Below are 12,722 nucleotides of genomic sequence, written 5' to 3'. Positions count from 1 at the left end.
ATGGAAAGTAAAGCTGGGTCAACTGCTCGGATCGCCATAGTGGCTTCTCAATCTTCAGATCTAGAGACTACATTCCGCTTATCGGGTATTGATGTCATCTCAATCTCGCCGGTTAACGCTCACCAGGCGGATTGGGAAAGCTTTGATGCTATTTGCCTGCTCGGCGGGACGGATGAAGAACCCTTCATCCCTGATCCCCGCATGCGAAGTAGTCTGGAACGGGCAATGAGCAAGGGTGTACGGGTTTTTGCCGAGTATACAGCAAGCATCGCGCATTATTACCAGGCAGGCATGACGTCGACTACCCGGTACGATCGGCTCGTGTATGTGGGAGAAGACCGGAACGGGTTGACCCGCGGGGGTCTGCTCGACGATCAGTGCAACCTGATGATCAGCGCACAGGGCGGAATGTACGAGGGTGGAACTCCTATTCTGGAATACTCGTCCTCTAGTGAGCACGACCAGGTGCCGACGGAGGAGTTGAAGCCGGGACCGCCGACACGTTGGGGACTGTGGATCGATCGTTCGGGGTCGCTCATGATGGCTTCCTTCCGCTTGTGCAACTACATCCAGGCACGGTTTTCTCCAGCTGAACATTGGAAGTCGGTGATTTCCTTGATTTTGGAATGGTTGGTCGAAGAGCCAGTTTTACTCCAATGTCCTCAGCCCACTTACACAACACGTCTTGGCAGAGGGGATGAATCTTCGGATAACCATTTCCTCAAAAGCACGGAACAGGCTGTTCAATGGTTCCGCCGGTCGGGGCTGCTCCTTAATGACGGCAACGATGGTCTGATGGAAGGAATCGCCACCGAGATTTATCCGGATGGACGCCCGCGTGTGCTCACCGAGGTACGATCGGATTGTATTGGCGAGACGTCCTTTGCGTTTTTCATGCATGGCCTGCTGACAGGGGATCGGGGCAGCTTGGACATGTCCGAGCGGCTGATCGGCTTCGCATTTGATGTGTTCCAAGAGAAGGAAGACCCGCAGCTAAAAGGAATGATGCGCTGGTCCAAATCCCAGTGGGACATCACTTATCAGGACGATGTTGCCAGGATGCTGTACGGAGAACTGCTGAAACAACGGTATACAGGGAGCAGCGCATATCTCCGGGAGTGTCTGGATGCCCTTGAATTTCTCGTGAATACGACGGGGACAGACGGGACTCGGGTGTCTTTTACTCGAGGTCATTTGCTCAATGAAAAAACGATCTTGGACCTCAGACAGCGGGATGGGAACTCTCCAAGCGGACACTATAACGGCTATTATTTGGCTTCCCTTCTTCAAGCGCATCGCGTGGCCAACCGCCCGGACTTGCGAGATGTCGGCGTCAAAGGGTTAGAAACGCTGATGCGGGCTTACCCGAATACGACTAGAGAGCACAGTGAGACTCAAGAGCTGTGCAGGCTGGTGCTGCCGGCGGCTTGGCTGTACGAGGAGACCGGGGAGCAGAAACATCGGGACTGGTTGTACCGAATCTGTGCGGATTTGGAGCGGTTCAGGCATGAACCGAGCGGAGCTTACCTGGAGTGGGACACGGGCTACAAGGCGAGACGCGGCTCGGCCCCTGCAGGTGAGGAAAGCACCTTGCTCAGCCGCAATGGCGATCCTGTCACCGATTTGCTATATTCGCTCAATTGGCTCCCTGTCGGCTTCGCACAGGCTTATCTCGTTACCAAAGATCCGTACTTCGAAACGTTGTGGAACCGGATCGTCCGCTTCCTATGCGGCAGCCAGCTCCACAGCTCTAACCCGCAGCTAGACGGAGCATGGGCTCGCGCTTATGATGTTCGGCACCGTGAAGTATACGGACTTCCGAAGGATGTAGGCTGGGGCCCGTGGGTAATAGAATCGGGATGGACGGTCGCGGAGATCTCCTCCGGGATCAGCATGGGACTTATGAAGGAGAAGCTATTGCAATTTCATCCATGATTTCGATTCAATCAGGAATTGAAGAGGGGAGCGTGAAGTGCGCCCACCTCTTCGATTTCATTTGAATGGGCGATGTTACCACAATTTCAAATGAAAGGTGGAGGTTCATGATGAAAAAAGGATGTAGTCTATTAAGATTGATTATGATCGTATGTTCCTTGTTCTTCTTCGGCGCATTTTCCGCAAGTGCAACGTTAGACACTTATTTCGGGCTAGTAATAAATAATGGAGACTTTGAATTTGACGATGACTTGAATGCTGCAACGATACCGGGCTGGACAAAATCGGGTACGGGGACCATACAAATCTCGACTGCGAATAAGTTCAGTCTCAATTATTCTATGGAGTTTGAAGACACTAGCTCATCCACCACACTTACAGCATCCAGCGATAAAATAAGCAGTGTTCTCGCAGGCAACTATTATACGGCATCAGCAATGGCTTATGTAAATAACGGAGGTTTAAGCATTTACCTTAAATTTTATGATGCAAGCGACCTGCTATTGTCAAGCCAGTCCAAATTCTATGGAACGCCCCTCAATCAATGGAAACCGATCAGCATTACTGGAGCAGCTCCAGCAGGAGCCGTAAAAGCCCAAATCCAATTTTATTCATCCGCAACCAATACAGTAAAGGCATATCTCGATAACGTAGCCTTGGTAAAGACATTGAATAACCCTGGGTTTGAGGATGGCAGTCTGTCAGGATGGACAAAAAGCGGCACCGGTACCGTTACTGCTGATACGACAACCGTTTATGGTGGAAGCTACAGCATAAAAATGGTTGACAGCAGCTCTTCAAGCTCATTAAGCATGACTAGCACGAATATCTCCCTCGCGGCAACCGGTCCGAGTTCCTCCGTACAAACCTACAACGCTTCGGCCAAGGTGTATATTAGCAGTGGGTCGGCCAGCCTGTATCTCAAATACTATGACGTAAACGACGTTCTTTGTACCAACGGCACTTTCTCCGCTTCCGTAAGCTCGCCTACAAATCAGTGGACTACCATTAGTGTTTCGGGAGTTGCACCCTCCAATGCAGCCAAAGCGAGCGTTCAGCTTTATTCCAATATCAGCAATACAGGCACGCTTTATTTCGATGATGTTTCTTTATCTAACAGTCTGATCGACTTAGGAACACAGCTAACGGATGTTGCCGTGCATTCCGCTCAATTCGGCAAGGATGGCTCGGGCAATGATGTGGTCTATACCACTCTAGGCTTTGCCAATCCCGCCAAATTCATTGAGGCTAATGTTAAGACAGGTGTTGCACAAAAATATTTGGATGCTCCAAATGCTGAGCTTCTGAGAGCAATGGCTAAGGCTACTGATGGAAGCGTTTACTCGGCCTCATCCAGCTCAGGAGCAAGCGGGGGAAAGGTGTATAAATATGTTTCCGGTGCGAACAGTTTAGTGGATCTGGGGCAGGCGATAACCGGAGAAACAGATATATGGGATTTGGAGCCGGGATTAAATGGTGCTATTTATGGAGGAACTTCTCCTAATAGTTACGCCTTTAAGTATGATGGTTCAGTATTCTCCAAGGTTTCGGGCAGCTCGATGCAAACCGGAGAGACCTATGTGAGAGCGGTCGCTTTCGATTCAACGAACAATATCCTTTATTCTGGAATCGGCTCTCACGCTTATCTAATAAGATACAACATCAGTACCGGGGTAAAGACGAACATTCTCCCGTCCGAATATAGCAGTGAAGAAATGGTAACCGATCTGGACCTCATAAATGGGGTTTTATTTGCCCGGTTGTCACCAAGCAAAAAATTGGTTGTTCTTAGCAATCCACAGGGAACGCCTGTCAAGGATGCAGAAATTCCAACCGCCAACTCCCGCAACGTATCCCCCGTAAAGCCAGGCGATGATAAAGTATATTTTACGAACGATGGCGAGTTATTTGTTTATGATATTTCAACCAAAACCTATTCGACAACAAGTATTGATCTGGGAGCAGACCCGGTTGGTTGGGGATTTGTACAATTAAACGAGACGGGATATATGGGCGATACCCTTGTCGGCATGTCAGGTAAAAATAACGGCACCCTTCATAAATATAACTTAAGTACAGGTAATTATAAGGAAACAACCTTGAATTTAAAGGAGCAATCTGTAGACATTCGATCGATTGGGCTCGGACCCGACAATAATATGTACATCTCGGGATTATTAACAGGGGACCTTAGCGTGTACAATCCCGCTGATGGAAGCCAGTATCAATTGAAGGGGATCGGACAAATCGAAGGCATGGGTGTGTTGGGCAGTAAGCTGTATTTGGGCCACTATCCGAGGGGGCAGATCTATGAATACGATCCAACCCAGGCCTGGAATTTGGGTACAAATCCTGTTGAGAAATTCAGGCTGATCGATGAGGGGCAAGATCGTCCGTTTGCCATTGTAGGCAATGGAACGAAATTATATATAGGTTCGATTGCCAAATACGGGGAGCTTGATGGTGGGTTTACTGTTTATGATACGGTAACGGGAGCCAGAACTACTTATAAGGGTTCGAGCTTGGTTGATGATCAGTCTCCTGTTGCGCTTGTTTACAAGAACGGCAAAATATATGGCGGAACTACCGTTTGGGGAGGCTTGGGTTCCAATAAAACCAAAACCAAAGCGGAAGTATTTGTATGGGATACGGCCACAAGTTCAATGATCACTCATTTCGTACCTATCCCTACAGGAAACAGTAAGTCTGTGATCTCAGCGTTGGTAGACGGTCCGGACGGTAAAATATGGGGAGTGGCCGATGGCTGGATTTTCAAAATTGACCCGTCAACCAATACGGTAACGGACAGCTTTGTAATCGAAGAATTCTCGTATACGAACACTTCCTGGAAAGCTGCAGAGTTGGTGAACGGAGGCGATGGATTTGTGTATGCCACTATAAGGGGAAGGCTTTACAAAATTTCCTCTTCTGACAATTCCTTTATTAAACTTGATCATGACGGTGATTTGTATTTGGCCAAAGACAACTATGGCGATTTATACTTCAGGAACTCCGGCCACAGTCTTTATAAATATGATAAATAGACAGTAATTCGTAGAGAACAACTATAGATGCTATACGACAAAAAGCTGCTTTTGGGATTAGTCCAAGGCAGCTTTTTGTATTGGCATGTTCCTACAACTTTAAGAGCAAAAAAAGTATTGAACATATAAAGAAACGTATTGACTGCCCAAAAATAATTATATATAATATGTATAAATTCAATGTAATTATTACATTTTATATTCAATTATTGAGGGGTGATACTAAAAAAATGAAATTTAGAATTAAATTAGTATCTCAAAGTCCAAATTTACAATTAGAAATTGGGAGGGGAACCAAATGAAAGAAACTAAAATATTACTAACCGATGAGCAAATGTCACAATTTATTGCACAGGGATATTTGAAATTGAATACCGACTTTTCTGAAGAATTCCATCAGTCCTTGCAAAAAAAAATTAAGGACATCTATGTCGAGGAAGGCAATCCGGGAAATAATTTATTACCTAGAATTCCTGAAATCCAGCGTTTTTTTGATCATCCGACCGTAACAGGAGCATTAGAGAGCATATTAGGCCCTGATTACATCATGGACGCCCATAGGCACGGACATTATAATCGACCAGGCAGCAAAGAGATGATGTGGCATAAAGACGATTATTGGGGAAATGAGAAAGTACGAAATCATCACCCGTGGTACGCCATGATCTTTTATTACATGCAGGACGTGACGGAAGACATGGGGCCTTCCTCCATCATGCCAGGCACACAAAATTATTATAATCGCGCGGAGGACAAATCCGAGTATATATTACCCATATGCGGCAAAGCGGGAACTATGGCATTAATAGATTATGATATTTGGCATACCGCCATGGCGAATCGTTCTGATCTCGACCGCTTTATGTTGAAATTCCTGTTCTACCGTTTAGAAGCGCCGAAACAACCGGAATGGAACAACCAAAGCTTGCAATATGTACCGCCGCAGCCTATCCATCCTATTCATGATCATCATCTTATGTGGCAGAGTGTCTGGAATTGGTTAGCGGGAAATCAAGATAAGACACTTGAACATGGAGCCGCAGCGGAACTTGCTGAGAAGACGATCTCGCAGCTTGCGAGTGAGCTCGAGGATAAAAGGGAGCATGTTGCATTAAATGCTGCATATGGATTAGCTGCGATGGGCGAGAAAGCGATTCCAACCTTGATTCAAGCGTTGAATCATTCATCGGAATCTGTTGTCCGCAATGCCGCATATGGATTATCCGCCCAAGGTAGCCTTGCTTTGAAACCGCTTATTGATGCCATGGAAGTAAATTATAGCAACAACAATGTACATGGATATATTGCTTTTGTTTTGGGCGAGTTAGGGGAAAGTGCTTCTTCAACAGTGCCCAAGATGATGGGATGGTTGGATGACGATTCAGATTTTGTACGCATGCATGTCACCGAAGCTCTGGGTATGATCAAAGAGCCTGTTTCTCAAATCGTACCTGCCCTATGCGAAAGATTAAAGGATGATGTGAATGGTTATGTTCGTTTTACAGCGGGATTAGCCCTAACTCGATTAGGGACTGAAGCTAGCGAGGCAGTATCTGCATTAGAGCAATCATTAAATGATAAAGATCGATATGTTTCGGCTATTGCAGCCTGCGGACTAGAACGAATCAATACTAAAGAAGCTATGGGGATATTGCTTCCGTTCTTAAAAACAGCTCGCTGGTGTCCGGTAACGACTATTAAAAGTACTTATTGAGAAGGGAGATTTACAGGATTCATCCAAGTGAGTAAGTGGCGGCATGGGGGATACTACTATAGGTGGCCCCCTCCTCCTTTACGCAAATATGAAGAGGTCAAGGAGTAACTGTATGCCGGTGCAAACCCGAACATTAGACAAAGGAAAAAATTCGGAAAGGCAGCGAATTGAAAGCGCTTACAGAAAAAGGTTATTGATTTTATATTAATAATTGGGAAATCCGTAGACAGCTCCTCAGAGACATTCTCTCCGGTCTTATATTAATGATGATTGAAGGGGCGACATTATACTTTGAATGGGGTGATTACTTGGAAACAAATGTAAGAACGAATAGAGGGCTATTGGTTTTAAAGCTTATCCAAAAAGAAGTTTTTGCCCGTTATCAATTATATTTGCTCATTTTGTTACCGTTCACATATATCCTGGTATTTCACTACTTCCCTCTTTACGGATTGCAAATAGCCTTTAAAGATTTTATCGCTACTAAAGGAATCACTGGCAGCCCCTGGGTAGGCTTCAAACATTTCGAAAACTTCTTTGCTTCTCCATCGTTTGGAGTGGTCATACGAAATACGCTGTTTTTGACGCTTTATGGATTATTGGTCGGTTTTCCAATACCCATTATTCTAGCGCTTGCATTCAACATTACACTTCGCTCCAAATTCAAGAAAGCAGTGCAAATGATTACCTATGCACCCCACTTCATTTCGGTAGTTGTACTAGTCGGTATGCTGTATCAAATGTTGTCACCCAAGCTTGGTATTATCAATCATTTGATAGGCCATTTCGGAGGCGATCCAGTGATGTTTATGGGTTCCGAACAATGGTTTCGTCACTTGTACGTGTGGTCGGACATTTGGCAGAATATGGGTTGGAGTTCGATTCTATATATCTCTGTCTTATCAACCGTAGACTGGCAGCAGCACGAGGCAGCAATTATGGATGGCGCCAGTAGGTTCAAGCGTGTACTATATGTCGATTTACCCGTCCTGATCCCGGTCGCCGTCATCCTGCTTATTCTGAACGCGGGACATATTATGAGCGTCGGTTTTGAGAAAGTTTATCTCATGCAGAATACTACTAACCTTGCATCTTCTGAAGTCATCTCGACTTACCTTTATAAGCTGAGTTTTCTTAGCAGCTTGCCGAACTATTCCTATTCGACAGCCATTGGTTTCTTTAACTCGATTATCAATTTCATGATTTTAATCTTCGTTAACGGACTCGCCAGACGATTCGGAAATACCAGTCTATGGTAAATCTCAGCTAAGGAGGAAACTATGAGCGTATACAAACAACGGATAAACAGACAAGACCGCCAATTTTATCTGGCTAACGACCTCTTTTTGTTCATCATTCTGCTTGTCATTATATATCCCCTCATCTACGTAGTCAGTGCATCGTTCAGTTCGCCCAATGCTGTCGTGACCGGCAGAGTATGGCTATACCCGGTAGACTTTTCACTTGCAGGCTATAAGGCGGTATTTGCCAATAAGAGCATCATGACCGGCTACGCGAACACCATATTTTATACTACCGTCGGTACGACCATCAGTGTCATTTTGACAATTGCCGCTGCCTATCCGCTGGCAAGGCGCGACTTCAAACCGCGAAAGGTGATCATGTTGATCTTTGCCTTTACGATGTTCTTCGGCGGAGGGATTATCCCGACCTATATCCTCGTAAAAGATCTCGGTATGATCGATACCCGCTGGGCGCTCCTGTTGCCGCAAGCGATGTCAGTTTTTAATGTCATTATAGCGCGCACCTTCTTCCAGAGCACGCCCTCCGAACTGCTCGAAGCGTCACAAATTGACGGCTGCAGCGATATGCGCTATTTGATTTCCGTACTCCTTCCTTTGTCGAAACCCATCATAGCAGTCTTGGCACTTTTTTATTCCGTCTCGATTTGGAACGCCTACTTTGACGCCCTCTTGTATATTAACGATGAAAGCTTAAGGCCCTTGACATTAATTCTAAGGGACATTCTCGTTGCCAACAGTATTGACATGGCGATGATGCAGAACGTCGATATTGATACATTAACTGCCAAAATGGGACTCAGTGAACTGCTGAAATATTCGTTGATTATCGTTTCCTCTGTCCCCATGCTTATTATTTATCCGTTCATTCAACACTACTTCGTTCAGGGTGTCATGATTGGCGCAATAAAAGGGTGAACCGGCTTCGGCCGTTCATTATATGCACCATATCTCAAGGAGGGATTTAGATGAAAAAAAGGAAGAGTATTCAATGGGTCGTCATCATCTCTGTAGCTCTATCGCTTTTGCTCGCTGCATGTTCGGGAGGCGGAAATGAAGGCACTACAACCAAGGAGCAGAAGAAGTCTACGAATTTGACAGCCCCCGGAGCGTTCCCGATTGTAGAGAAACTCGAGGAAATCAGCATGTATACGCCAAAGATCTCTTGGATCACAGACTGGGATAACAGTGTAGCAACCAAATGGCTGGAAAAGAAAACAAATATTAAATTGAAATTTACGCTTGGGCCTGAAGCAGCGGACGAAGGAAAACAAAAGCTTAACCTGATGCTTGCAAGCGGCTCGGAATTACCGGATGTTTTTCTGAAATCAGGTCTGACGACTGATCAAATTGCTACTTATGGAGAACAAGGATTGTTCCTGCCCTTGAACGATTATATTAAAAAAGATGGCGTCAATATCAAAAAGCTGACAGAGAAATATCCTAATTTGTTGAAACAAATTACAGCTCCAGACGGCAATATCTATGCATTGCCAATGGTGTCCGAGTGCATGCACTGTATGTATGCGCAGCGATTCTGGATCAATAAAAAGTGGCTTACTGCGACCAACATGAAGATGCCGGAAACACCAGACGAACTTTATAACGTGTTGAAGGCATTCCAAAAGGGAACCGATTTGAATGGTAATAAAAAGCAGGATGAAATACCTTTAATCTCGACTACTAATGGCTGGAATGGGGACTTGACGGGTTTTCTAATGAATCCTTTTGTAGCGAGCACCGGCAAAGGCTATGGATGGCTTTATATGGATAACAATAAAATTAAGGCTTCCTACATGCAGGATGGATGGCGGGATGGCCTGAAATTCCTGAAGAAATTGTATGACGAAAAGCTTCTTGACCAAGAAGCATTCTCCTTAAAAGTTGACCAAGCAAAAGTGCTGATCGGCGGTCCGGACGGCAACCGCGTAGGCGCCTTTGCCGACGGAGCACTCAGCTCCTTGATTCAGATCGATACCCCAGGGGCAAGGGATGAATTTGTCGTTGTACCTCCGCTAAAAGGTTCAAATGGCAAACGAATAACACCTTGGTACGAACCATTCGGTGCACCGTCATACGTTATTACCAAATCTGCAGATAATCCGGGGGCCGCTTTCCGCCTTGGTGATGCCTTGGCTGTTGACTATTCCCATGATCTTGAATGGAGAAATTTCTTCTACGGTCAAGAAGGTGCAACGTGGGTGAAACCTGAAAAGGGTGTTAAAGGACTAAACGGCGAACAGGCATTATGGAAGCAGACGTACCAATGGGGCACACCAACCAATCAGTTCTGGGCGAGTGTGGGTATTTTGTACGCAGCTGCTGACGATAAGGGCACACTAGCCGTATCGAACGACGGATCCTTTAACCAGGAACAAATCTTATGGAATGCTGCAGTGAATGATTATAAGCAATACGGCGCTAGCATCATTACACCGCCGATCTTCTACAAGAAGGATGAAGCGGAAGCCATTGCCGAGCCGAAAACACAGCTGATAAATTATGTAGAAAAAAGTATCATGGAGTTCGTTACAGGCAAAAAAGATATCGACAAAGATTGGGATGCATACAAGAAGGATATAGAGAAATTGGGATACGATAAATATTTGAGCACGATGCAAAAAGCGTATGATCGACAATACAAATAATTAACCGTAGACCGTTATAGTAATCATGCCTCTTAAACAGTGAACTAAAATTAGTTCTTTAAAGGATAATAGCTATTCTGCTGTTTAAGAGGCAGTTGTTTTCCTAAGGAAATATTGACTTCCGCCAATGATAATATATAATTTGACAATATTATATAATTAACTAAGGGTGGATAATGATGCTGGAATCCGATCAATTGAATGCCATAGACAAACATAGCTTAAGATCCGATATTGTGTCGCTGATCAAGCAGAAAATCATTTCCGGTGAACTGAATCCTGGGGACAGGATCGTAGAGACCAGATTGGCCCGTGAACTCGATATCAGTCAGACTCCGATTCGAGAAGCTATTCGTCAACTTGCAGGAGAAGGGGTTGTGACGATCGTCCCGAATAAAGGGCCGTTAGTGCGAACGTTCAGTGCCAAAGATATTTTTGAATTATACTCCTATAGGGCTGTGCTTGAAGGGATGGCCATCCGATTAGCCGTTCATAACGCATCTAATACGGATATTCGGCATTTGGAACAGTTCTATAGTGACATGAAGGAGAAGCTGGCAGACGAATCTATCCTCTCCTTGTCGCAAGATTCCGGGTATATTCATCATTACATTTTCAAGCTGTCCAAACATTCTGTCCTGCTCGGCATGTTCGAGTACATCTCGTTTCGGATTCAATTAGTCAACCGGATTGTCGGCCGAACCTTCAGCAAGGAAAGAGAAGTGGCAGAGCACTGGGAACTGATCGAGGCGTTGAAGCAAGGAGATCCAGACCAGGCTGAAGCGGTAATGAGGGAGCATATACACCGTTCCTATCGCGAGTTCGTCCATATCGGACAGTTCGACCAATCGGAGTTGGCCAAGAACGAGTGGCTCTAACTCCATCAGTCCGCTTGTATTGCATAGAAAGGCTGCTCTTTAGTAGATAATCTGCTATTGGGCAGCTTTTTTCTATTCCACTATGGACCTCATGGAATCACTCCTGCAATCTCTAAAAGTGTAAGGACAACCTCAATGACAATGAGAATTACGATGATCCATTCAACGAATAGTCCCCGAATCGAATGGCTAATAGTGGAAAATCCTTCCATTATGTGATATAAAATATCCGTTTTGCTTTTCAATATTTTATATCGATCATTCAGTTCAAAAAAATCCAGCATCTTGTCGTGGAATTCGCCGGCAGTGCTGCTGCTCCATGTAATATCAGGTTTATCCAGAATCATGATATACGCAAGAGTGTTATACTCGTGGCGTACGATTTTCGCGGTTGTCCTTGCCAATTCCTTATTGCCGATTCTCAGCTTTCCTTTTTCCAACCGGTCTATCATGGATTCTAGCTTGTCGTGGATTTTTCCGAGTTGTTCCTCCGTTTTCTCGAGTGCTACCGATTTGGCCAACACAGTGGCTATCAATTCAGGGTAGAATGTCTCATATTCAGGTACCACAACAAATTCGTCCGTTAACTCGATGGTTTCGGTCTCTCCAATGTGCAGGCTGTAATCGTCCGTATATGTAACTGTATTTTGGATATCAATGTCCGGCTCGAAGGAATGAATATACTTCAAAAAGCCCGTTATATCATCCCTGTGCAGGTGATTTATAAAGACAATGCTGCCAAAGGAAAAAACAAGCACCATTTTCGATTCGTCCACATTTTTATGGAGGATGGACTTTAGAATATCGCTTTTCAGGATTAATGGTTGTTCCCAGGTGTATTTTTTGGGAATGCCGCAATGGATGGCGATTTTGTTCAAATCAATTTCATTCATGATTGCAAATGCTTTAAAGGTAATTGCCTTCATTTTCATCACTCTTTTCAGCGCATTCGATAGTATTCGATATAAATCTATTCTTTCCAAAAGGGGATATCGTAGACTCGGAAGAGGAATAAATATAAAATTATAAACAAAAGAAATTTGCTTCGGTTCAGCACGAACAAGCCTGGCCGCTTGTGCTTGAACAGCTAGACAATCGGATGACAGATCGTTACTAATTCAGGAGATACAAAGATAGTACAATAACCAAGAGAAGGCAGCCGATCCATAGTAAGATCAGCTGCCATTCTTCTAGCTCCACTAAAGCAGATTTAGTACTCCGGATGCAAGACAAAAATGGAT

General features: G+C 44.9%; 8 protein-coding genes. 7 read left to right on the top strand and 1 reads right to left on the bottom strand.

From position 1 onward, the window contains the following. From AC58QD_RS11420 to AC58QD_RS11390, 7 genes are all read left to right on the top strand, one after another. Complete coding sequence (locus tag AC58QD_RS11420; protein ID WP_497333181.1) at positions 1-1,935, top strand: hypothetical protein; 1,935 nt, start codon at positions 1-3, stop codon at positions 1,933-1,935. Positions 1,936-2,042: 107 nt separating this feature from the next. Continuing rightward, entirely contained in the window at positions 2,043-4,979 is a 2,937-nt protein-coding gene (locus AC58QD_RS11415; RefSeq protein ID WP_497333179.1) for a carbohydrate binding domain-containing protein, read from the top strand. Between the two features lie 298 nt (positions 4,980-5,277). Next, positions 5,278-6,693 carry a HEAT repeat domain-containing protein gene (locus AC58QD_RS11410; protein WP_497333177.1) on the top strand — a complete coding sequence of 472 codons (1,416 nt, stop codon included), beginning with the start codon at positions 5,278-5,280 and terminating at the stop codon, positions 6,691-6,693. 308 nt (positions 6,694-7,001) lie between these two features. Beyond that, positions 7,002-7,952, top strand: coding sequence for an ABC transporter permease (locus AC58QD_RS11405; RefSeq protein ID WP_497333175.1), 951 nt, complete (start codon positions 7,002-7,004; stop codon positions 7,950-7,952). A gap of 21 nt (positions 7,953-7,973) precedes the next feature. Beyond that, positions 7,974-8,873, top strand: a complete 900-nt coding sequence (locus AC58QD_RS11400; RefSeq protein WP_497333173.1) for a carbohydrate ABC transporter permease — start codon at positions 7,974-7,976, stop codon at positions 8,871-8,873. A 50-nt stretch (positions 8,874-8,923) separates the two neighbouring features. After that, the gene (locus AC58QD_RS11395) at positions 8,924-10,603 is read left to right on the top strand and encodes a type 2 periplasmic-binding domain-containing protein (protein WP_497333171.1); all 1,680 of its coding nucleotides are present in this window, start codon (positions 8,924-8,926) and stop codon (positions 10,601-10,603) included. A 176-nt stretch (positions 10,604-10,779) separates the two neighbouring features. Beyond that, entirely contained in the window at positions 10,780-11,481 is a 702-nt protein-coding gene (locus AC58QD_RS11390; RefSeq protein ID WP_497333169.1) for a GntR family transcriptional regulator, read from the top strand. Positions 11,482-11,570: 89 nt separating this feature from the next. On the opposite strand, the gene AC58QD_RS11385 is transcribed toward AC58QD_RS11390, so the two are convergent. Beyond that, positions 11,571-12,407 carry an RMD1 family protein gene (locus AC58QD_RS11385; protein ID WP_497333167.1) on the bottom strand — a complete coding sequence of 279 codons (837 nt, stop codon included), beginning with the start codon at positions 12,405-12,407 and terminating at the stop codon, positions 11,571-11,573. Positions 12,408-12,722: the final 315 nt, after the last annotated feature.

This window comes from Paenibacillus sp. J2R1T-4, from assembly GCF_059692235.1.
Note: the sequence above shows the minus strand (reverse complement) of the source record. Positions and strands in the feature narration are given on the sequence as shown.